Here is a 23,557-nt window from a genome sequence, read left to right on the forward strand (position 1 = left end):
GTTCATCCTGAGCCAGGATCAAACTCTCCAATAAAGTTAGTTTGTCTAGCATCTAAAAATAAAAATTGACGTTCACGTTGTTTGTTTCGTTCAGTTTTCAAAGAACTTGTCTGTCGCTCAGAAGCGACTTTATTAATATAACATTTCGTTATATTTTCGTCAACAACTTTTTTCAATAAGTTGTTTTTCGTTTGTTTCTTATGTTGTCTTCCGTGACAACGAATATAAATATACCAGTTTGATTATTAAAATGCAATAGTTTTTCTAATAAAATTTTTAACTTAGTAAAAAAGCATAAAAACAGCACCTTTCTTCTATATAAGTATAGTTTTTTAATCTGGCATCCATTTAACGAGCAACAATCTCGCTTTCCTTTTAATAGAAGGTTTCTCTCCCCTCAAATAAAGAAAATAAAAAAAGCTTTGGAGAAATCTCCAAAGCTTAGTCTTGTTTATGGCGCATAGCTGGGAATAATAGCACGTCACGAATAGATGGTGCGTTTGTTAATAACATAACAAGACGATCAATACCGATTCCTAATCCGCCCGTAGGAGGCATACCATACTCAAGAGCTTCGATATAGTCATCATCCATCATATGAGCTTCATCATTACCTTGCTCACGCTCTTTTAATTGAGCTTCAAAACGTTCCTTTTGATCGATTGGATCATTTAACTCAGTGAATGCATTCGCATGTTCACGAGCAACAATGAATAATTCGAAACGATCTGTGAATCGTGGATCTTCATCATTCTTTTTCGCAAGTGGTGAAATCTCTACCGGATGACCGTAAATAAATGTCGGTTGAATTAACTTATCTTCTACTTTTTGTTCGAAGAATTCATTAATAATATGACCAACTTCCATTGTATCTTTAATTTCTACACTATGCTCTTTTGCAAGTTCACGCGCTTCTTCTACACTCATCGTCTTCCAGAAATCAGCTCCAGAGTATTGCTTAATTGCATCTACCATATGAAGACGTGTCCATTCTGGCTCTAAATTGATTTCTTGATCACCGTATTGGATTGTTGTTGTACCTAGTACTTGTTTCGCAATATGAGCAACCATGTTTTCTGTTAGTTTCATAATATCTTTATAATCAGCATACGCCTCATATAATTCAATCATTGTAAACTCAGGGTTATGACGTGTTGATACACCCTCATTACGGAATACACGGCCGATTTCATAAACTTTTTCTAATCCGCCCACAATAAGACGTTTTAAATGAAGTTCAATTGCGATACGCATATATAATTCCATATCTAACGCATTATGGTGTGTAGTGAAAGGACGAGCAGATGCTCCACCTGCAATTGCATGCATCATAGGCGTTTCCACTTCAAGATAACCATTATCGTCTAAGTATCTTCTCATCTCACGAATGATTTTACTACGAGTAACGAATGTTTCACGACTTTCCATACTTGTAATTAAATCTAAATAACGTTGACGGTAACGTTGTTCAATATCTTTTAATCCGTGATATTTATCCGGCAATGGACGAAGAGATTTCGTTAATAGCGTAAAGCCTGTTGCCTTTACTGAAAGTTCTCCAACATTTGTTTTAAAAACTTTACCTTCAATACCTACTAAGTCACCTAAATCAGCTGTCTTAAATAATTCATACTCATCATCACCAACAGCATCTTTACGAACATAGATTTGAACTTGTCCGTGTAAATCTTGAACGTGCGCAAATCCAGCTTTTCCTTTACCGCGTTTTGTCATAATGCGACCAGCGATAGAAACAGAGATTTCTTTCTCTTCTAATTCTTCTTTAGAGAACTCTCCATATAAGCTTAATAAGTCATTTGTTGAATTTGTGCGTTCAAATCGTTTACCGAACGGATCGATTCCTTGTTCACGTAAGTTATGTAACTTTTCACGACGAACAAGCAATTGGTCGTTTAATTCTTCGTGGTTCATGTTATCCATGATATTGATATCACTCCAGCTCTATTAAATTTTACAATATATACAGTATAGCATTTTCTACTCAACTAGAAAAACTGCCAGCAACCAACTGGCAGTTCTTCTTTCTTTCACGTAATTATAGGAAGTGTATAGAAGAATGTCAATCTCCTATGCCCCCTTATTAACCAACATAAATTGTTTGTTGTTTCGCTTCTACTTCTTCTACAAATGCACCTAATAAATTCGCAAGGTCTTCACGTGTGTTACAAATATTGATACCATTGCGCACACTCGCATTACCACGAACACCTTTTAAATACCAAGCTGCATGCTTTCTCATCTCTCTTACAGCGACATTTTCGTTCTTTAAATCGATAAGACGATCTAGATGCAACATACATACATCAATTTTCTCACGCACTGTTGGTTCCGGCATTAATTCACCTGTCTCTAAATACTTTACCGTACGATAAATCATCCACGGGTCTCCAAGAGCAGCGCGACCAATCATAACTCCATCTACACCAACTTCATCAAGCATACGCTTTGCATCTTGCGGTGTTTCCACATCACCATTTCCGATAACCGGGATATTCACAGATTGCTTTACTTGTTTAATAATATCCCAATCCGCTTTCCCTTCATACATTTGCACTCGTGTACGTCCATGAACTGCTACAGCTTGCCCACCAGCACGCTCAACAGCTCTAGCGTTTTCAACTGCGAAAATATGATCTTCATCCCAACCAATACGCATTTTAACTGTAACTGGTTTTTCAACTGCATCTACAACTGCCGCTACCATCTCATATATTTTATTTGGATCTAAAAGCCACTTTGCTCCCGCATCACACTTAGTGATTTTCGGTACTGGGCAACCCATATTAATATCAATAATGTCTGCTGTCGTATATTTATCTACGTATTTCGCAGCATCTACAAGAGTTTCTTTCTCTCCACCAAAAATTTGTAAACTTAATGGCTTTTCTCTCTCATCGATATATAACATATCTAATGTTCTTTTGTTATTAAGTAATATTGCCTTATCACTTACCATTTCAGCACAAACTAAACCTGCACCAAATTCTTTTACTGTCAAACGGAATGCAGAGTTACACACTCCCGCCATCGGTGCTAGTACAACTGGATTTTTCATCTCAATATTTGCAATCTTTAACACCCGACTTACTCCTTCCTTTACGGTCACTTTGGCATCAATTCGTCTATTGAAACGTTTAATGTTTTAGCGACTTCTACTACAAAATCTTGGGAAGGTGATCTATTGCCCCTCTCAACTTCACCTAAAACCGATACAGATACCCCTAATTCTTTCGCAAAACCTTCTTGCGTATAGCCTTTTAGCTTTCGAAAAGCACGAATGCGTCTTCCCCATTTTTCTGCTTCCATACCGTTACTCCCTCTCGCCTTTTCATTTCTTCTACTTGTGAACGTGAAATGTTTTGTTTTATATCTTGATTAATCTCTAACAACGGAACGATAACAAAAGCTCTTTCGAACATCCGCGGATGCGGAACAATAAGATTCTCTGCTTCAATATTTTCTTGATTATATAGTAAAATGTCAAGGTCGATGGTCCTCGGGCCCCATCTAATTTCCCTTTTTCTTCCTAGGTCATTCTCTACCTTTTGTGTTACTTTCAATAATTCTTGCGGTGATAAATTGGTAGAAATTTTTATAACTAAATTTAAAAAGCAATTTTGGTCAGTATAGCCAACCGGATCAGTTTCATATACAGACGAAACATCATCAACTTGGATATGCTGGTTTTTATTTAAAAACTGAATTGCTTCAGTTAAATAAATATAACGCTCCCCAATATTGGAACCTAATGCAATGTACGCTATATTATTCATGGACGTTCTCTCGTAATTTCTACCGCTACAGCACGATAATGTCCCGGTATCGGCGGATCCGGTTTAATTACCTTAATTGTACACTGTGAAATACTCTCATATTGTTTCAATATATCTGTAGCGATATTTTCAGCGATACTCTCTACAAGCTTATACGTTCTATCTTCAACAACTTTTCTACACAGTTCGAAAAGCTCCCCGTAATTGACAGAATGCTCTAAGTCGTCACTTTCTCCTGCACGTTTTAAATCCAACTCCACCGTTAAATCCACTTTAAATCTCTGACCCAATTTATTTTCTTCTAGGAATACACCATGATAACCGTAAAACTCCATATCATGGATATAAATTTTATCCAATTACTTTGCCCCCTTACCAATCATCGCGTCCATCATCTTAGCCATACGCGCCATTTCTTTCACATCATGAACACGGATAAACTCACAGCCCTTTTCAATACCAAGACAAACGGTAGCGCCCGTTCCTTCAAGACGTTCCTCCACTGGTAAATCTAACACATGGCCAATAAAGGACTTTCTTGAAGTACCTAAGAGAACTGGGTAACCCAGTACATTTAACTGTTCTAAATTACGCATCGCTTCTAAATTTTGCTCAGGTGTTTTCGCAAAACCGATACCTGGGTCTAAAATAATATTCTCATCTCGCACACCCGCGTCTTTAGCGATTTTAATACTTTCATACAAATCAGCAATCATATCAGCCATTAAGTTGCGGTATTTCATATTATCTCGGTTATGCATTAAGATAATGGGCACATCATAATAGGCTGCAACTTCAGCAATCTTCGGTTCCGCCTTCGCTCCCCAAATATCATTAATAATATGAGCACCAGCTTCAATCGCTTGTTTCGCAACCTCAGCTTTATACGTATCAATAGAAATAGGTAGCTTTACTTCTTTTGACACTGCCTGAATCATTGGAACAACTCGCTTTATTTCTTCTTCTACTGAAACTTTAGCGAAACCCGGGCGAGTAGATTCGCCGCCAATATCAATAATATGAGCACCTTCATTTTTCATTTCTTTCGCATGTCGCACCGCGGCATCTACTTCGTTGTAACTCCCACCATCAGAAAATGAATCTGGCGTTACATTTAAAATCCCCATAATTAATGTCTTTTCATTTAAGTTCAATGTATATTCGCCGCAGCGCAAATCATAATCCCACTTCAAACTACACATCTCCTCTTCGCAATTCATTTCTGCTCCACAATTTTTCTCTCTGCACTCCATAAAGATCCATAAGTCTTTTTGTAACCACTCCCACTTTACCCGGGAAATCTTTCTCCTCTATACGATAAAGGGGGACAATCTCTTGAATAGAGTTCGTTACGAACACTTCATCCGCTGAAAGCAATGCATCTTTTGTAAAGAAACCTTCCTTTACTTCTATACCTAGTCCTTCAGCAGCCTTTATAATAAACGCACGAGTGATTCCGTTTAAAATCCCTGTTTCTAATGAAGGAGTATATAAAATATCTCCTTTAACAAAAAAGAGATTCGAAACAATACCCTCTGCAACATAACCTGTTTCGGTAAGAAAAATGCCTTCCTTATTCACAACATTTCCAATTTCGCGTTTCCCTAAAATATTATTTAAATAATGATGGGACTTCAAGCGAAATGCACCCTCTGGTGTATTTCTCACTTGCTTTAAAATAACTCCTTCTTTTTCCACTACATTTCCTGGAGCTGCTAAAGGTTTTATAAAAACAATAACAGACGGTTCTTCATATACTTCCGTTTGTAATCCTATTTCATCTATACCCGCCGATACATTTAAGCGCACATATGCATGCTTTAACCCATTCTTAACAAGTAGATTCTTTAAAATAAGCATCACTTCATCTTTTGTCATTGTCCATTTGATTTGCAATATATCGAGCGCATCCACTAAGCGTTCATAATGATCATCCAATAAAAAGGAATGACCATTATAAATACGAAATGTCTCAAAAACCCCAAGCCCATATAGGTAACCGTGGTCATACGGAGAAATTTTCGCTTCACTCGCTTCTACATACGCGCCATTTACGTAAATTAACACGATGTCACACTTGGGCTATATTTGCGAATGAAATTCTGTAGCAACTCTTTCCCGTGAGAAGTCATAATAGATTCCGGATGGAATTGTACCCCTTCAATCGGCAACGTTTTATGACGAAGCGCCATAATTTCACCTTCTTCAGTCCAAGATGTTATCTCTAAACAATTCGGTAACGTCTCTTTTTTAACGATAAGAGAGTGATAACGTGTCGCGGTAAATGGATTTGGAATATCAGAAAAAATCGTCTGCCCATCATGATGCATTAAAGATGTTTTTCCATGCATCAAACGCTCTGCCCTGACAACATCCCCTCCAAATACTTGTGCAATTGATTGATGTCCAAGACAGACCCCAAAAATCGGAAGCTTACCTGCAAAATATTTAATAACATCCATACTGATTCCCGCCTCATTAGGACTACATGGACCTGGCGAAATCATTAAAAAATCCGGTTTCATATTCTCAATATCCGAAATAGTCACTTCATCATTACGCTTAACAACAAGCTCTTGTCCAAGTTCTCCAAGAAACTGCACTAAATTAAATGTAAAAGAATCATAATTATCAATCATTAATATCATTTCTCTCACCTAACCGTTTCTTCGCTACTTTCTTTTGCACGCCATAAAGCGATTGCTTTTTTTAACGACTCTTTATATTCATTTTTTGGATTTGAATCAATTACAATACCCGCTCCAGCTTGCACATGCGCTTGTCCATCTTTAGCAAGTAGTGTTCGGATTACAATATTCAATTCCGTATCTCCAGAATAACCAATCCAACCAATTGAACCCGTATAAATTCCTCGGCGAACAGGTTCTAATTCTTCAATAATTTCCATCGTACGTATTTTCGGGGCACCGGTAATTGTCCCACCAGGAAATACAGCCTTCACCAAATCGAAAGCATCTTTATCTGCTTCCACCTCACCACGCACATTAGAAACAATATGCATAACGTGTGAGTATTTTTCAATTACCATAAATTCATCTACTTCAACAGTGCCATATTTACAAACCCGGCCCAAGTCATTTCGTTCTAAATCCACAAGCATTACATGCTCTGCTCTTTCCTTTTCGTTTTCAATTAATTCTTTCGCTAATTCCTCATCCTCTTGCTCACTTGCTCCTCGAGAGCGCGTACCGGCAATTGGCCTTGTACTCACTTCCTTTCCTTGCTTTTTAATTAGCAATTCAGGCGAAGCACTAACAATTTGAAAATCTCCAAACTCCAAGTAACCCATATATGGAGATGGATTAATTTCACGAAGACTTGTATATATTTCTAGTGGATGTGTTTGTAATGTTCTTTCTTGTCTTGTCGACAAGTTTACTTGAAACACATCACCCGCTCCAATATATTCTTGAATACGTTCAACGGCCTTCATAAAGCCCTCTTCCGTAAAAGCGACTGCTTCATTTTTCTTTTCAGGAGATTCAAACGGCATAGTCACTTCGGGGGCTTCTTTCATCCAAAGACCCTTCCATTCATTTAATCGTTCTTCTGCCTCTTCACACTCATCTACATAATGCGTAATAATCCATAATACTCTCTCCTGTTGATCATACACAAACACGTCATCAAATAACAAAAAGAATATGTCAGGTATATTAATATCATCCTTCGCAAGAGAAGAAAGTTTTTCAATATAACGGATACAATCATAACTAAAGTATCCAATTGCCCCACCTTGAAAAGGTGGGTACTCCGGATTATAATCCGTTTTCCATTTCTCCATATACGCTTGCATTAAATCTAATGGATTCCCTCGTTCTATTGTTTCCTTACCACTTTCACTTATATGTAACGTCTCATTCTTACCCTGAATTACCGCTACTGGATCCAGCCCAACAATGTTATAACGACCACCACGTCCACTTTCTAACAAAATATGTTGCGGCTTATCCTGAGAAAGAAATTTATATTGCTTAAAGAAATCTAACTGATATGGAATAGAAAGCGCTAAAGATTTTCTTCGTTGCATATCAACACCCCGTCTTCTGTTATCCCACCCTCTTAAGCCAATCAACTCAAACTACATAAAATTATTTATATAGAGAATGATTATACTTGAGGGCTAGTGAAAATAAATTAATTATACTACTTCTTATTTTACATGAAGTTTTCTAGTCATTCACTCTTTTCCTTTTTCCAATCAAAAAAGAAAAAGCATCCTTTTTTAAGGATGCTTTTCAAATCACATTCAATTATGACTCAAATTGATAAAGTGGTGTACTTAAATAGCGTTCACCGTTACTTGGGATAATAACAAGTACCTTTTTCCCTTTACCTAATTTCTTCGCAACCTCTGTCGCTGCATAAACGACTGCTCCCGAAGAAATACCAACTAAAATACCTTCTTCTCTAGCCACTCTTCTCGCATATTCGAACGCTCGCTCCGTTTTCACTTGAATAATTTCATCATATACCTCTACATCCAATGTCTCCGGAACAAACCCCGCTCCAATTCCTTGGATCTTATGTGGACCCGGCTTTCCACCAGATAATACTGGTGAATCCGCAGGTTCTACCGCGTAAATTTTGATATCTTTATAAGCATCTTTCAGTACTTCACCAGCACCTGTAATTGTTCCACCTGTACCAATACCTGCGATAAACGCATCTAATTGATCCCCCATCTGTTCAATAATTTCTGGACCTGTTGTTATACGATGGATTTCTGGATTCGCTTGGTTTTGAAACTGTTGTGGTATAAAGTACCCATGTTCTTCTGCTAATTCAGTTGCCTTTCGAATTGCCCCGCCCATTCCTTCAGGTCCTGGAGTCAATACTAATTCAGCACCGTAAGCGCGTAATAAATTACGACGCTCAATACTCATTGTTTCTGGCATTACTAAAATTGCCTTATATCCTTTAGCAGCTGCTACCATCGCTAAGCCAATACCTGTGTTACCGCTTGTCGGCTCAATGATTGTATCGCCCTCTTTTAATAATCCTTTATTTTCAGCATCTTCAATCATAGCTAACGCGATACGATCTTTAACACTGCTCCCCGGATTCATAAATTCTAATTTTAAGTATACATCTGCGCTGTCTGATTCTACGATGCGGTTCAACTTAACGATCGGCGTTTTCCCGATTAATTCTGAAACTGATTGTGCCACTCGCATTCCTGTCACTCCTAACACCGAGTATTTTTATTGGTTTTATCTATATTTAGATTTTGTCAGAAAATTCCCTGTTTGTCAATCTATTTGGGTGGCTGATTCTCCAGCTAAACTTCTTTATTACAGGTTCTCAATTAGACTTGTAATATCTTCTTTAGCGAATTTATATCGTTCATTACAGAAGTGACAGTGAACTTCCGTCTCTTCTTCTTCTGCACGAATTTGTTCTAACTCCGCTTTCCCTAAACTAATTAGCACACTTTCAATGCGCTCGCGTGAACATGTACAATTAAATTGAACATCCATTGTTTCTAGCACTTTCACTTTATCTTCTCCAAGCACTTCATATAGTAGCTCTTCTGGAGAAAGCCCTTGTTCAATCAGTTGTGATACAGGAGGAATTTTTTGCAAACGCTCTTCAATAAATGAAATTGTTTCTTCCTGCGCACCTGGCATAATTTGAAGAATGAATCCACCCGCTGCCAATATGCTATCATCACCATTTACGAGAACACCGACACCTACAGAAGAAGGTGTCTGCTCAGAAACCGCGAAATAATATGTGAAATCTTCCCCTAGTTCTCCTGAAACAATTGGAGATTGACCGATAAACGGTTCACGCATACCGATATCTTTAATTACCGTTACAAATCCTTCTGTACCTACCGCTTGATATACACGTAATTTTCCTTGTTCCGTTCCCTCAAAATCAACATGTGGATTCGTTACATAACCACGTACATCCCCATTTGCATGAGCATCGACTAAGATAGGACCAATCGGGCCGTTACCCTCTACTTTAATCGTTAGCTTCTGCTCGCCTTTTAACATAGCACCCATCATTGTACCCGCAGTTAAAGAACGACCAAGTGCCGCTGAAGCTGTTCTCCATGTATCATGACGTTTTTGCGCCTCACTTACTGTATTTGTTGTACGTACACTATAAGCACGAACCTCTCCATTAAACGCTAACGCTTTTACTAAATAATCTTTCATACTTATTTATTCACCCTTCTCATGTTGTAAATTTGCATTACGTTCATATAACATATACAAACCTTTTAACGTTAAAAACGGATCTACAATATCAATTACATTTGATTCTTCTGAAATTAATTTTGCTAATCCACCTGTTGCAATAACTTTCGGCTCTTGCTTAGCTTCTTCTTTCATACGCTTAACAATACCTTCCACTTGTCCAACGTATCCATAAAGAATACCTGATTGCATTGCACTTACTGTATTCTTCCCGATAACACTACTCGGTTTTGTAATTTCAATACGAGGAAGCTTTGCTGCTCTGCTATATAAAGCCTCTGCCGAAATCATAATTCCTGGCGTAATGACACCACCCATATAATGCTTCTCTTCGTTAATATAACAATATGTAGTAGCCGTACCAAAATCAACAATAATAAGCGGACTTCCATATAAGTGGATTCCTGCTACTGCATTTACAATTCGGTCCGCGCCTACTTCACGTGGATTTTCATATTTAATATTCAAGCCAGTTTTTATCCCAGGCCCCACTACAAGCGGTTTAATTTTAAAATACTTTTCACACATACGCTCTAAAGCGAACATAATTGGCGGTACGACTGAAGACACAATAATACCTTTCACATCTTCAAAAGAAAGACCTTCATGCTCAAGTAACTGCTTTACAAGCATCCCATACTCATCTTCTGTTTTATGACGATCTGTTTCCATGCGCCAATGCTGACGAAGTTTCCCCTCTTCAAACACACCTAGTACTGCATTTGTGTTCCCTACATCCAATACAAAAATCATATTCTCACCACTTATCTTATTTAATCTATATTTGTGCAGTATGTATAAAACTTATAAAAACATCATATCACACATACTTATATAATCAGTTTTTCTATACTCATCATTGTACAAAAAGATTACTCTCTATTTCAATTTTTAATAATAGTTTCATTTAAATTCTTTTGCCACTTAAATTCATTTCACAAAAAAAAGGAGTGACTATTGTCACTCCTTTTTTTCTTACTTATCTTCTGTATCTTCATCGTCTTTCTTCATATTGATGTTTACTTTCACATCATCTGAAGATGTTGGACGCTCAGGTAATCTGCCATAATCATATAAATGATTAATTTGCTCTGCATCTAATGTTTCTACTTCAAGTAACGTTTTCGCGATAATATCAAGCTTATCTCGTTTTTCAGTAAGAATTTGTTTCGCACGAGCATAGCAGTCTTTAATAATTGTTTGCATTTCCACATCAATTTCATGCGCGATTGCATCACTGTAGTTTTGTTCTGAATGGAAGTCTCTTCCTAAGAATACCTGACCACCTTGTGAGCTACCAAATTGCATCGGTCCAAGCTTATCACTCATCCCGAATTCTGTAACCATACGTCTTGCAATACCAGTCGCACGTTGGAAGTCGTTGTGAGCACCTGTACTTGCTTCACCAAATACAATCTCCTCAGCTACTCGACCACCAAGTAAACCGGTGATTTTATCAAGTAACTCTGGTTTTGTCATGAAGTAACGATCTTCCTTCGGAAGCATTACCGCATATCCACCAGCTTGACCACGAGGGACAATTGTTACTTTATGAACGATATCTGCTTCATCAAGGACAACACCAATTACAGTATGGCCAGCCTCATGGAATGCAACAATATTACGTTCTTTTTCAGAGATAACACGACTTTTCTTAGCTGGACCTGCAATAACACGATCCGTTGCTTCATCGATGTCACTCATATCAATTTTCTTCTTATCTTGACGCGCAGCTACTAAAGCAGCTTCGTTTAATAAGTTTTCAAGATCGGCACCAGAGAATCCTGGTGTACGAGTTGCAATCGCTCTTAGGTTGACATTCTCATCAAGCGGTTTATTACGAGCGTGTACCTTAAGTACAGCTTCACGACCATTTACATCTGGACGATCTACTGTAATTTGACGGTCAAAACGACCTGGACGTAATAACGCTGGATCAAGAATATCAGGACGGTTTGTCGCAGCGATGATAATAATACCTTCGTTTGCACCGAATCCATCCATTTCAACAAGCAATTGGTTCAACGTTTGTTCACGCTCATCATGACCACCGCCAAGACCCGCGCCACGTTGACGTCCTACTGCATCAATTTCATCAATGAAAATGATACAAGGAGCATTTTTCTTTGCATTTTCGAATAAATCACGTACACGGGATGCACCGACACCGACGAACATCTCTACGAAGTCAGAACCACTAATAGAGAAGAACGGAACGCCTGCTTCACCTGCAACAGCACGTGCTAGTAAAGTTTTACCTGTACCTGGAGGTCCCACTAATAGAACACCCTTCGGAATACGGGCGCCAACTTCAGCGAACTTACGAGGGTCTTTCAAGAATTCAACTACCTCAACAAGTTCTTGTTTCTCTTCATCCGCTCCAGCAACATCTCTGAAACGAATTTTTTTCTTTTCATCATTGTATAGCTTCGCCTTGCTTTTCCCGAAGTTCATAACACGGCTACCGCCGCCCTGAGCTTGGTTTAATAAGAAGAAGAATAAAATGAAGATAATGACAAACGGAATGATGGAAGTAAAGAACGTTACCCAAGCACTTGTTTCTTCTGCTGGTTGATACTTAACTTCAGCCCCTTGCGCTTTATCATTAATTTTCTTTTGTAATTCCTCAGTATTTGGTGCATACGTAACAAATTGTTCTCCTTGGCTAGAAGTCTTGAATTGTCCCTTTACCTCAAACACACCATTTTTCGGTTGAAGCTGCACATTACGCACTTCACCTTTTTCAAGTTGAGTAATGAATTTATCGTAGCTAACTGATGTCGTTTTTTGCGTCGAACCATTAAAATAGCTTACGATCCCAATTACTACTAAGAATATTAGTAAATAAAAGATGGTATTACGGAAGATACGATTCATTCCTAACCTCCTCTCACGGCATAAACACTATAGTAAATCGTAACATAGAAAAAATTCCCTATACAATTGTAACGCCTATATTTAATTAATTTGAGTAAACACTTGGTTTTAATACTCCTACATAAGGAAGATTACGGTATTGCTCTTTATAATCTAATCCATATCCTACAACAAATTCATGAGGAACAGTAAATCCAACATAATCTGCTTTCAGATCAACCTTACGGCCTGTTGGCTTATCTAATAACGTAACAATCTTTACAGATTTCGCTTTACGATATTTAAACAGGTCTACTAAATAGCTTAGTGTAAGACCGCTATCAATAATATCTTCAACGATTAAAATATCGCGACCTTCTACAGAAGTATCAAGATCTTTTAAGATTTTTACTTCGCCTGTCGAAACTGTAGAGTGACCGTAGCTAGATACAGCCATAAAATCCATTTCAAGATATGTATCTGTTCTCTTTAATAAATCTGCCATAAATGGCATTGCGCCCTTTAGTACACCAATCGCAAGAGGTACTGTATTTTTGTAATCCTCTGCAATAACTGCACCTAGTTCGTGCACCTTTTCCTGTATTTGTTCTTCAGAAATTAATACTTTTTCGATATCTTGATTCATCATTTCATTATCCTCCCGGAAGACTCCTTGCTTTTGTAGTGAATAATCATGTATTTACCCTTCTTTGCTATCTCTTTCGAAGTAGCAAATGCAGATCGTTTCAACAAGGGCACCCAAATAATATTTCCACCTGCGTCACAAACGATCGGCCATTCTTCTCTTTTTTCTTTCGGTACTTTCGCTTCGATAAAAACAGCTTTTATCTTTTTTGTACCAACCATACCTTGCATTGACATGCGATCTCCATTTTCCCTAGACCGAATACGAAGTGGATACGATATATCATTATACTTAGCAACAAATACTGTTTCATTCATGTTACTCGGTATATCTTCGCTCACCTCTGTTACAAGTTTATCCCCATTCGGCAATATAATTGTCCCAGGTACTGATAAATCTTGCGAAAAAGGAGAAACAATTTCTTGTTTAAATCCAAAACTACATTCTTCGTATGTGCGAACAATTTTCAAACCACCTGGGAAATCTAGTGAACCTGAAGGTTGTGCCCGCTTAAAAAATTCAATCACCTTGTCAATATGTATAGAAGAAAGCGAAGATGGAACCTTATATTCATAAAGATAGTTTAATATTAGTTGAATCCCTCTTCTTTGTAAAGACATAGACATGGATTCAAAGGCAGGAATTGATAAGCTAATTTGTTTATCGCTTTTTTTTGTAATTACTTTATTCATTTTCTCAAAAGCTAATTCCTGCAAATAAGCCTCATCCTCTTGCATCTGCATGCTGAATTTTTGAAATTTCTCATGCATTTGTGGATTTTCTTCTTTCAAATAAGGGAGGACATATTTACGTAATCGATTCCTTGTATATACTTCCTTTTTATTACTCGGATCTATACGTGGAATAACTTTTAATTTATTACAGTAATCAACAATTTCTTCCTTAGTTACCCCAAGTAACGGCCTAATTAAATATCCATTATGAAAAGAACGCTTCACTGCAATTCCTGCGTATCCTTTCGGAGTACTCCCTCGTACAAGGCGCATTAAAATCGTTTCTACTTGATCATCTCCATGGTGACCAAGAGCTACATATCTCGCATCATATTTCTTCATTATTCTTTCCAAAAATGCATATCTGCATTCTCTAGCAGCAACTTGTGCATTCATTCCATATTGCTGTTGATATTGCGACACATTAATCCTTAGCGTTTCACAAATAACTCCTAGCTCTTTGCAAAGACCCTGTACAAACTGCAGATCCTCATAAGATTCATTACCTCTAAACATATGATCCACATGTGCTACTACAATTTCGAGCTGTTTTTCTACCCTTTTTTCGAACAAATAATATAAAAGAGCCAAAGAGTCAGGTCCACCAGAAACCCCTACAACAATTGTTGAATGTTTCTTTAATACATCATGCTGCTTTACAAAGTCATCTACTTTTTCAACAAATGCATCTTTCAACTTCGCAATCACCTTTCATTAAACAAGAACAACAACATTAGTTACCTTGTATATAATGGTACAACTTTTACAAACATTGTGCAAAAAAAAGATGTACAAAATTCACATTTTTATCTTACATCCCTCCTGTATATTTAACAAAGTAATCACATTACCTTTTTAATCAAAAAAACCTAGGTATCTACCTAGGTTTTTTTGATTATTTTATTGCGCCTGCATTCCTACTATTGGAATCGTAGCCCACTTCGGCATATTTTTCTTTACTTTCGCCACCACAATAGTCATATCATCATTTATATAACCATCACCAGAGCGAATCACTTCTTCCATAATAATATCAGCAATCTCCTGCGGATCCTCTGTTTGTAGTTCTTTAATTTTACGTTTTATCCATAATTCGTGATTCTCCACATGTTGCGCTCCCTCAAAAATGCCGTCACTCATCATGATAAGAAGATCACCCGTTTTTAATTGCTCACCAACCACATCAAATTCAACATCTTCAATGATTCCCATCGGCAAATTGCTTGCCTCAATTTTCAAAATATTATTTCCGCGTTTAACAAAACTCGGCGTCGATCCAATCTTTAAAAACTTCGCACTCGCATCCCGTAAATCTACCATAGCCAAGTCAAGCGTTGTATACATCTCCTCTGTCGTCCTTAAAGAAAGAATTGAATTGATGGACTTAATCGCTATTTCTTCATCAATACCTGATTGAAGTATCTTTTGTAATAATTTTACCGTTTCCCTACTCTCCATATGAGCCCTTTGTCCATTTCCCATACCATCACTAATCGCAAGTGCATATTTACCAACGCTCAAATCCATCATCGCGTAGGAATCACCTGAAACAAACCCACCACCTTTTGCAGCTGTGGCCAATCCTGTATCAAGAGAATACGTCTTCGCTGAACCAAATGATATTAAACTGTGCCCATTTGGATATGAGGATTTCTCTTCATGCTTAACGACGATATTCTCTTTTAAAATATCTGAAAGCATTGGAGCAACCAACTTCTCGCATTCCCCATGTTCATTAGATGCAGCTGGAATCAACATTTCAATATCAATGCTTCCTCTATCTAAACAATAAATATCAACATGCTCCACTTCGACACCGAAATCACGAAACGCTTGTAAAATTTGCTCCTCCTGTGCTTGATGGTTCTCTCTTTCTCGTTGTATCTCCTTAGCGAAATCTTCCATCACTTTTGATACACCTAGTAATTGCTCCGCTACAATTCTACGATTTTCCTTCATTTGTTTTCTTAATTTCTGCCCCTCATAGAAGTGATCTAATTCACCCGCTACTAAATCTGTTACTTTCTTTCCTCTCACACAATGCTTGTCCCATTCACGAACTAACTTCCGATTATGCTGCAGCGTTCCTTCTTCTGTTTCACTCATTATTTGTTTCATATAATCGTATGTTTTATCAAAATTAACTACCCAACATTGATCCTTCTTAAAGCATGTTTGACATGTTTTTGCAGTAATTGTACTTAAAAATAAATCAGCTTCTGTTTCTTTATCTTCCTCCTCCACATACCCGTATACAGAAAAGCTATTAGACAAAGCAGCAAATACATTAGCAAATTGATTGATTTTGTTTGCTGTAACATCGCGCACTCTTCTTAAATATTGTTGTTGATCTTGTGAATGTTCCTGTGTACCCGGCATAAATTTAGCAATACGATCCATAACAAGCTTCGGTGTTAATAAGAAGAAAACAATCGCTACACCAGATTCAATTAAAGTTGTTACAATACTTGTTTGCTTGTCTACATATAATGTAATTAAGCTTGTACCAATTAATAAACCTAAACTAACTCCTATACGCTTCCCTTCTTTTAACAATCCCCCAAGCAATCCTGAAAAGGCAAGGAGACTAAGTTGAGACAAGCTAGCCACATTCGCTAAACTTAATATTAACCCAGTGACAACTCCTACTGTGGACCCTGTAGCTGCCCCTGCAATAAAGGCAAATACTAATACTAAATATCTAGTGAAAATATGTTGAATAGAAGCATCATAAACAAACCAATCCGTTGTGCCCGTTAAAACAGATGCTAGTAATATAATTAAACAAACAATTTCTTCTGTTTCTAACGCTTGTTGCTTCCCTTTCCTTTCCACTAAAAGCGGAACACTTTGTAAAAATATCATCGTTAATACGAAGCTAAGCCCCGCTTCGATCGTACTGACGAGCAGATCATACATGGTGACGGTTTGCTGTGCAAAATATACAACAACTAAATGTGCGGTTAATGCGGAGATAAATACTTGGAATGGTACAAGTCCAACAGTTTTACGTGTAAACCGACTAAAGAAGATATTATAAATAAAGAAGGTGAAGATAGATGCAAAAGTAAAAAATAAATTATCTATTGAAACTGAAAGTGCTCCCCCCATTAGGGCTAAGAACGCGAGCGGCATTTTATCTCGCTTCATAACATAAACAGCAGCAAAAAACGGCAATGCAAACGGTAAAATGTTTGTTAATATATATGCTCGTCCCAAAAGAAAACCAATAACAGCAATAATGAATCCCCATCTAAAGAAAACTTGTTCAAACTTCATTCGCAACTTACTCGTCCACTTTATTGTTCCAAGCTGATTTTCATTCATCGCCAATGCACTTGTATTCATAGTAGTCCTTCCTGCTTTAGGCATATTTTTAACACCACCTGCATAGTTTAATTACTGTTATTATAAAAGATGATTATTGGGATTTTTGTCAAAACAACAGTTTTGACTTTTATAATCGTTCGACTTTTTATTCGAAATAAATCTACATATATACATAGTATTTAATTTATTCAAAGTAAGTTAAAAGAATGTTCAGAAAATATAGGGTGATTTTGTAGAAGTATTGTACGTCTTAATTTATATTTAACAAAAAAAGATCATGCAAATTTGCATGATCTTTTCAGATGACCCGTACGGGATTCGAACCCGTGTTACCGCCGTGAAAGGGCGGTGTCTTAACCACTTGACCAACGGGCCGTTAAATTAAATATAGCGGCGGAGGGGATCGAACCCCCGACCTCACGGGTATGAACCGTACGCTCTAGCCAGCTGAGCTACACCGCCATGTCGTCGTATTTAACGGACAATTAGTATCTTACATCAGATATGTTTTAAAGTCAACACATCTCAAAAACTTTTTTGAAAATATATTCTCTCACATAAAAAAGTACCCGAGTAATTACTCTGGGTACCTCTCTATATGTTAAGAATTAAACGGACTTATTATCCGCGACGTGCGCCACGGCCACCACGTTTAGATTCTGTGTTACGCTTTAAAGAAGTTAAACGATCTTCACTATCTTTTAAAAAGCGTGCCATCTTTTGCTCAAATGTTTCTTTTGGAGCTCGTTCGCTACCGCCACCGCGGTTATCTCTGTTGGAAGAACGATTATTACGTTGTGGACGTCCAGAACGTTGTTGATCACCACCACGTTGGTATTCACCACGCGGACGATCTCCTTCTGTTTTTTCACGTTCTTTCGCTTTCTTAATAGATAGGCCAATTTTGCCATCTTTTTCAACATTGATAACTTTTACTTCTACTTGGTCGCCTACTTTTAAGTGATCGTTAATATCTTTCACATAATTATCAGCAACTTCACTAATATGAACAAGACCTGTTAAGCCTTCTGGCAGCTCCACAAAAGCCCCAAAATTTGTAATACCTGTTACTTTACCCTGTAACTTGCTGCCTACCTCGATTGACATAAAAAAAATGCTCCTCCTTAGTGGTTAAAAAGTCAAATTTTACTTTATTATATATAATCCTAAAATGTAGTGTCAATAAGACATACTCTACTTAGAAACAGGAAAAATTATCTCCCCTTTTCCGGAGAAGAAATAATCCCTTCTAGCAATCTTTAAAACGTACTCTTCATCATTCAACTTTTGAACTTCATCTTTTAGATTCTTTTCTTTTTTCGTTAATGAATCCAGTTCTTTTTTCATGTCCTTAACTTTTGCTTCTTTTGCTTTAATGGAACTGTTTTGTTGATAAAACGTCACACTAACACTAGCAATAATTGTAAAAGCAAAGACAAGAAAAACCGCTAAACGGCGATAAAGTCGCTTCCTGTTCTCATCCGTTTGTATTATATGTTCTTTAACAGGATTTGGACTCTGTTTTTCGATTGTTCTTTGTCTCAGTTCCCTCATTTCCGAGGTCCCCCTAACTTCTTTTTTATACGCTCCCATAATTGGAAGATATATCCCTTCAATTTTGCTACATATTGCAGGAACCCTACATGCTTCATTATAAAAAGTTTAACACGATTAGGGAGAAGTTTCCATATGAGCGAAGCAATAAATCGAACAGGAGAGAAAAAAACTTTCCATATGAAAAGTAATATCCAAATCACCATTTTCCATAACACATGTCCAATTGAAAGCAGTATACGAAATAAGAATAATATAAATGCAATAAATAGCTGCGCTATAATAATAACAGGTTTTATCATGAGTAGCTGTATAATTCGAACAAAAAATTGTGTTGTTTGTACAAAAATATAGATGAGAAAATTTAACATCTTCATGTATAGTGCTTTCAATAAGCTTTGATATGCTGCAAAACCACATAGTAACGCCAAAAATACATATATACGTAGTTCGGCTTCATTCACACGCAGTAATACATAAAAAACGAATAATGCTTGGACAATCCAAAATAGTATATCCTGTATAAATACAAGCCAACGTTTACGCTCTTGGCGCTTTAAAAACCGTTGATATGTATCTAAAGAGACACCAATCCAAGCACCCATTCCAATCATTGAAAGCATTGTATACAACTGAATTGTTAGGCTCATTTAAACAACTTACTAAAGAAGCCTTTAGTTTTCTCCCCTTGGTTCTCATCAATATACAGCATCTCATGAACTTTCCCTTTAATTGATACAACACCCTTTTCTACATCTAAATTCTTCATTTGCAAATTTTGACCACGAATTGTTAAAAAACCCATTACGGTTTCAAGTAAAAATTCTTCGCTATCAAAACTCTCTACTTGCTTTACACCAGTAATATCGATTACACGCCTGCCACGCATGATAATATCATGCTCTACAGAAACATTTTGTTGATTAGAAGACATAGGTGAGTAACCATTATTCACGAAAATCCCCCCATAGCTTTATACTAGCTAATAGTAATGTATGAAGGGATAACCTATTTTAGAACAAGCCTTCTTCCGCTTTCACTTTTTCCTCACGAACGATACTATACATGTTTGCTGCATCTTCTTTTTTAGTTGTTTCTTTCAATTCATTTACTTTCACAGTTACTATTTTTTGACCGAAACGAATTGTTAATTCATCCTCTACCTTCACATCTGAACTCGCTTTTGCCACTTGACCATTAATCGAAATTCTTCCTTGGTCAGATACTTCTTTTGCTAATGTTCTTCTTTTAATTAAACGTGATACTTTCAAAAATTTATCTAGACGCATATCAAATCCCCCTATTGACGCTCTGTTTGTTTTGCCTCTTCCCATAAAACATCTAACTGTTCTAATGATAAATCTTGCATTTCCTTATTCATTTCAGCTACTTTTGCTTCCATGTATAAAAAGCGAGCCATAAATTTCTCATTAGTTGAACGTAACGCTTCTTCTGGATCTAATTTATAATGACGAGCTATATTAACAAATGCAAATAGTAAATCACCAAATTCACCTAGCATCTTTTCCTCATCCATGTTTACAACTTCTTGTTGGAATTCTTGCCATTCTTCTAAGGCCTTCTCTATCATCGGCTGCACATCAACCCAATCAAATCCAACCTTTCCAGCTTTCTTCTGAATTTCATAAGCACGCATTAGCTGCGGCAAGCTTTTTGGAATACCCGTTAAAACAGACTCTTTCACAAATCCCTTTTCTTGTTTTTTAATTTCTTCCCAATTTGCAATCACTTCATCAGCATTATTTACATCCGTATCACCAAACACATGTGGATGACGACGAACCATTTTCTCAGCTAAAGTCCGAATAATATCATCTATAGAGAACCAACCTTCATCCTCTCCAATTTGGGCATGAAGCATAACTTGTAATAATATATCACCTAGTTCTTCTACTAAATGATCATCATCCTCTTCATCAATCGCTTCTAGCACTTCATACGCTTCTTCAATTAAGTATTTCTTTAAAGATTGATGAGTTTGCTTTTTATCCCATGGGCAACCATTCGGTCCACGAAGATCAGCAATAATTGCTCTAAGCACATCAAACTGCTGATATAAGGACGCACGTTCCTTAACTGGCGGTACATATACACTCGTTAAATTATTTAATTCTGTTTCATGATCTAACATGTATAACGGTACCTTTTTCACTTGCTCGAATGAAGTCCCTGCAGCTGTTACGATATACAGTTCGTAATCATCTGGCAAAATCTCCATTAACGTTAGCTTCACATCTGAAGCAACGAATGCATCATACACTTGGCAAAAGATTAAATGTTGGCGTAATTCTAATTGCCCTCTTTCAAATGATGTAGCATCAATTAATTGGAACCCTTCAATCGGATCAATTTTTAGACTTGCAAACATCGGATCAAGGAAACTTTGTCCACCTTCAATTCGCACTTCAATATTTGCTACTTCTCCTTTTTCCAAAAGTAGCTGAACTGTTCTTTCTGCTACAAGCGGATGACCTGGAACAGCATAAATAATTTCTGCGCCTTTAGCTTGTTCTAGCAATGTATTCGCGATTGTTTCATATACGATTTCAAATGTATCATGTGCCTCATATACATTATCAAAGGCCGTATACTTTATACCTTCTTTCTCCAATTCTTCTATAACTGGATGTTCCTTCGTTCTAACAAACATATGGTCTGCTTCTTTTATCTTTCGATATACACCCATCGTTAACTGATCTAACTCACCAGCACCTAATCCTAAAATAGTAATGATTCCACTCACAACCAGTCACCTCTATCCACTCTTCTTCAATGAACCTTCTTTTTTCTCTTGTTTCATAACGGTTCCTAATTCTTCTTTTGTAAATACACGTAATTTTAAAATTAAAAACATATATGCTAATCCACCGATAGCTACACCTAACAGCGCTTCAAGCGTCGCAATTCCTCTATGTCCTGTATCCATTACTAATCCGGACATTCGCAACATACGCATAAAGATTATTAATACAAACCCCATACCGATACCACTAATAGCTACGCCTAACACATTCCGCCTATCAATAAGCGGCTCCGATACAGCTCGCATAAGTAACACACTATTTAGCAAGGCAATTACAATAAGCGCAACTAAAGTTGCAATTGCAGCTCCCTTTACACCAAAATACGGCATTAATATATAGTTTAAAACTAACTTCAAACAAGCTCCAAATACAACGAATATTGCTGGTTTTAATGTTTGTCCCACTCCTTGCAAAATAGAAGCAGTTGTAATTGACAATGAACTAAATAAAATAGATAAAGATAAAATCGATAACACATCTGATCCATCACTATTTTCAAACAACATAATATTTGTAGGTTGAATAATACAAGTTAATCCAATAGCAGCTGCAAATCCAATAACAAATGTTATTTTCATTGCTAATTTTACCTTTTCTTGAATAAATGAAAGATCTCCTCTTTCTTTCGCCGCTGTAATAATAGGAATAAGTGACAATGAGAAAGAAGTTGTCACAACAGTACCTAATTGCATAAGCGGGATACTTCTATCATAAACACCTTTTAGTATCTTTGCATTTTCAACTTGCTCTCCCGCGCGAATAAGCAAGGTATAAAAGGAAATAGAATCCGCCATTTGTATAAAAATAAGGACTAAATTACTAACACAAATCGCTAATCCCTGCCAAAAAAGGATTCGAATAATCCTTTTTTTACCTCCAATTCTCTTCCAACTTTTAAAGAAAATAGCCTGGAAATCATGACGCATATAAAGTAAAAGTACGATAATCCCAATAAGCCCGCCTGCAATTGAACCTAGCATAGCACCCGCACCAACTGTATATAAATCAAATCCATGAGCAATAAGGAATAGTGATAGAAATACAATAATAGAAACACGAATCGTTTGTTCAATTACTTGCGAAACAGCCGTCGGCATCATATTATTGAATCCTTGAAAATATCCTCTCGCTACAGATAAAAATGGCATTAGTAGGAATGAAAACGAAATAACACGTAATAATTTATCTAAATGTATATCACCCATAGCCGATGCAATTGTTTCGGCCCCAAAGAATAATGTGAAAAATCCTATAAAGCCAATTCCTAATAAAAACCAAAAAGATACACAAATAATTTCTTCTGCTTCCTTTTGTTTTCCTCGTTCTAATCTTTCTGCGACCATTTTTGAAATAATAATAGGAAACCCATAAGTAGCTAAAATTAAACAAAATCCATAAAACGGATAAATTTGTTGGTAAATATAAAAACCAATATCACCCGCTATATTTTGATATGGAATACGGTAAAAAGCGCTTAATACTTTCGTAATAAAACTTGCGATTGTTAATATAATAGCCCCACGCCAAAAGGCTTGGTACTTCTTCGCTTCCATACAAGAAAACTCCTTTTTCTATTCTCACCCCT

General features: G+C 36.9%; 23 protein-coding genes and 2 tRNA genes. All 25 read right to left on the reverse strand.

Annotated elements, in window-relative coordinates; genetic code table 11:
- Positions 1-441 precede the first annotated feature (441 nt).
- Complete coding sequence (gene lysS / locus MR071_RS21460) at positions 442-1,941, reverse strand: lysine--tRNA ligase (RefSeq protein ID WP_105587646.1); 1,500 nt, start codon at positions 1,939-1,941, stop codon at positions 442-444.
- Between the two features lie 160 nt (positions 1,942-2,101).
- Entirely contained in the window at positions 2,102-3,100 is a 999-nt protein-coding gene (gene dusB / locus MR071_RS21465) for a tRNA dihydrouridine synthase DusB (RefSeq protein ID WP_002159621.1), read from the reverse strand.
- A 23-nt stretch (positions 3,101-3,123) separates the two neighbouring features.
- Positions 3,124-3,327: a helix-turn-helix domain-containing protein gene (locus tag MR071_RS21470; protein WP_002009706.1), complete on the reverse strand. Its 204-nt coding sequence runs from the start codon at positions 3,325-3,327 to the stop codon at positions 3,124-3,126.
- Positions 3,279-3,794: a 2-amino-4-hydroxy-6-hydroxymethyldihydropteridine diphosphokinase gene (gene folK, locus MR071_RS21475; protein ID WP_002144510.1), complete on the reverse strand. Its 516-nt coding sequence runs from the start codon at positions 3,792-3,794 to the stop codon at positions 3,279-3,281. The genes MR071_RS21470 and folK overlap by 49 nt, the downstream gene beginning before the upstream one ends.
- Entirely contained in the window at positions 3,791-4,153 is a 363-nt protein-coding gene (folB, locus tag MR071_RS21480) for a dihydroneopterin aldolase (protein WP_105587649.1), read from the reverse strand. Before folB ends, folK begins: the two co-directional genes overlap by 4 nt.
- Entirely contained in the window at positions 4,154-5,014 is an 861-nt protein-coding gene (gene folP / locus MR071_RS21485; RefSeq protein WP_142395932.1) for a dihydropteroate synthase, read from the reverse strand. It lies immediately after the preceding gene.
- Positions 4,989-5,861 carry an aminodeoxychorismate lyase gene (gene pabC / locus MR071_RS21490; RefSeq protein WP_242237919.1) on the reverse strand — a complete coding sequence of 291 codons (873 nt, stop codon included), beginning with the start codon at positions 5,859-5,861 and terminating at the stop codon, positions 4,989-4,991. Before pabC ends, folP begins: the two co-directional genes overlap by 26 nt.
- Entirely contained in the window at positions 5,855-6,442 is a 588-nt protein-coding gene (gene pabA, locus MR071_RS21495; protein ID WP_002113273.1) for an aminodeoxychorismate/anthranilate synthase component II, read from the reverse strand. The genes pabC and pabA overlap by 7 nt, the downstream gene beginning before the upstream one ends.
- A gap of 5 nt (positions 6,443-6,447) precedes the next feature.
- On the reverse strand, positions 6,448-7,845 hold the full coding sequence (gene trpE / locus MR071_RS21500; RefSeq protein ID WP_105587654.1) for an anthranilate synthase component I: 1,398 nt from the start codon (positions 7,843-7,845) through the stop codon (positions 6,448-6,450).
- Positions 7,846-8,068: 223 nt separating this feature from the next.
- Complete coding sequence (gene cysK, locus MR071_RS21505; RefSeq protein ID WP_242237921.1) at positions 8,069-8,992, reverse strand: cysteine synthase A; 924 nt, start codon at positions 8,990-8,992, stop codon at positions 8,069-8,071.
- 117 nt (positions 8,993-9,109) lie between these two features.
- Positions 9,110-9,985, reverse strand: a complete 876-nt coding sequence (hslO, locus tag MR071_RS21510) for a redox-regulated molecular chaperone HslO (protein ID WP_105587657.1) — start codon at positions 9,983-9,985, stop codon at positions 9,110-9,112.
- A 6-nt stretch (positions 9,986-9,991) separates the two neighbouring features.
- Positions 9,992-10,780 (reverse strand): type III pantothenate kinase, encoded by a 789-nt coding sequence (locus tag MR071_RS21515; protein WP_002144522.1) that lies wholly within the window; start codon positions 10,778-10,780, stop codon positions 9,992-9,994.
- Between the two features lie 222 nt (positions 10,781-11,002).
- Positions 11,003-12,904 (reverse strand): ATP-dependent zinc metalloprotease FtsH, encoded by a 1,902-nt coding sequence (gene ftsH / locus MR071_RS21520; protein ID WP_070140511.1) that lies wholly within the window; start codon positions 12,902-12,904, stop codon positions 11,003-11,005.
- An 85-nt stretch (positions 12,905-12,989) separates the two neighbouring features.
- The gene (gene hpt / locus MR071_RS21525) at positions 12,990-13,532 is read right to left on the reverse strand and encodes a hypoxanthine phosphoribosyltransferase (RefSeq protein ID WP_002124550.1); all 543 of its coding nucleotides are present in this window, start codon (positions 13,530-13,532) and stop codon (positions 12,990-12,992) included.
- Positions 13,529-14,959: a tRNA lysidine(34) synthetase TilS gene (tilS, locus tag MR071_RS21530; protein ID WP_242237923.1), complete on the reverse strand. Its 1,431-nt coding sequence runs from the start codon at positions 14,957-14,959 to the stop codon at positions 13,529-13,531. The genes hpt and tilS overlap by 4 nt, the downstream gene beginning before the upstream one ends.
- 204 nt (positions 14,960-15,163) lie before the next feature.
- Positions 15,164-17,635, reverse strand: coding sequence for a stage II sporulation protein E (gene spoIIE / locus MR071_RS21535; RefSeq protein ID WP_242237925.1), 2,472 nt, complete (start codon positions 17,633-17,635; stop codon positions 15,164-15,166).
- A 261-nt stretch (positions 17,636-17,896) separates the two neighbouring features.
- Positions 17,897-17,968 (reverse strand) — tRNA-Glu (locus MR071_RS21540).
- A gap of 13 nt (positions 17,969-17,981) precedes the next feature.
- Positions 17,982-18,055: transfer RNA gene (locus MR071_RS21545), tRNA-Met, on the reverse strand.
- Positions 18,056-18,214: 159 nt separating this feature from the next.
- The gene (locus MR071_RS21550) at positions 18,215-18,700 is read right to left on the reverse strand and encodes a S1 domain-containing RNA-binding protein (RefSeq protein ID WP_105587660.1); all 486 of its coding nucleotides are present in this window, start codon (positions 18,698-18,700) and stop codon (positions 18,215-18,217) included.
- An 87-nt stretch (positions 18,701-18,787) separates the two neighbouring features.
- Positions 18,788-19,147 carry a cell division protein DivIC gene (divIC, locus tag MR071_RS21555; RefSeq protein ID WP_105587662.1) on the reverse strand — a complete coding sequence of 120 codons (360 nt, stop codon included), beginning with the start codon at positions 19,145-19,147 and terminating at the stop codon, positions 18,788-18,790.
- Positions 19,144-19,797: a spore cortex biosynthesis protein YabQ gene (yabQ, locus tag MR071_RS21560; RefSeq protein WP_242237927.1), complete on the reverse strand. Its 654-nt coding sequence runs from the start codon at positions 19,795-19,797 to the stop codon at positions 19,144-19,146. Before yabQ ends, divIC begins: the two co-directional genes overlap by 4 nt.
- Entirely contained in the window at positions 19,794-20,102 is a 309-nt protein-coding gene (gene yabP / locus MR071_RS21565) for a sporulation protein YabP (RefSeq protein ID WP_001059101.1), read from the reverse strand. Before yabP ends, yabQ begins: the two co-directional genes overlap by 4 nt.
- Positions 20,103-20,160: 58 nt before the next feature.
- Positions 20,161-20,436, reverse strand: a complete 276-nt coding sequence (locus MR071_RS21570) for an RNA-binding S4 domain-containing protein (protein WP_105587663.1) — start codon at positions 20,434-20,436, stop codon at positions 20,161-20,163.
- Between the two features lie 11 nt (positions 20,437-20,447).
- Positions 20,448-21,911 carry a bifunctional methyltransferase/pyrophosphohydrolase YabN gene (yabN, locus tag MR071_RS21575; RefSeq protein ID WP_242237929.1) on the reverse strand — a complete coding sequence of 488 codons (1,464 nt, stop codon included), beginning with the start codon at positions 21,909-21,911 and terminating at the stop codon, positions 20,448-20,450.
- A 12-nt stretch (positions 21,912-21,923) separates the two neighbouring features.
- On the reverse strand, positions 21,924-23,525 hold the full coding sequence (locus MR071_RS21580) for a putative polysaccharide biosynthesis protein (RefSeq protein WP_242237931.1): 1,602 nt from the start codon (positions 23,523-23,525) through the stop codon (positions 21,924-21,926).
- Positions 23,526-23,557 lie beyond the last annotated feature (32 nt).

Origin of the sequence: Bacillus cereus group sp. BfR-BA-01316 (assembly GCF_022664195.1) — a bacterium.
Classification (GTDB): domain Bacteria; phylum Bacillota; class Bacilli; order Bacillales; family Bacillaceae_G; genus Bacillus_A.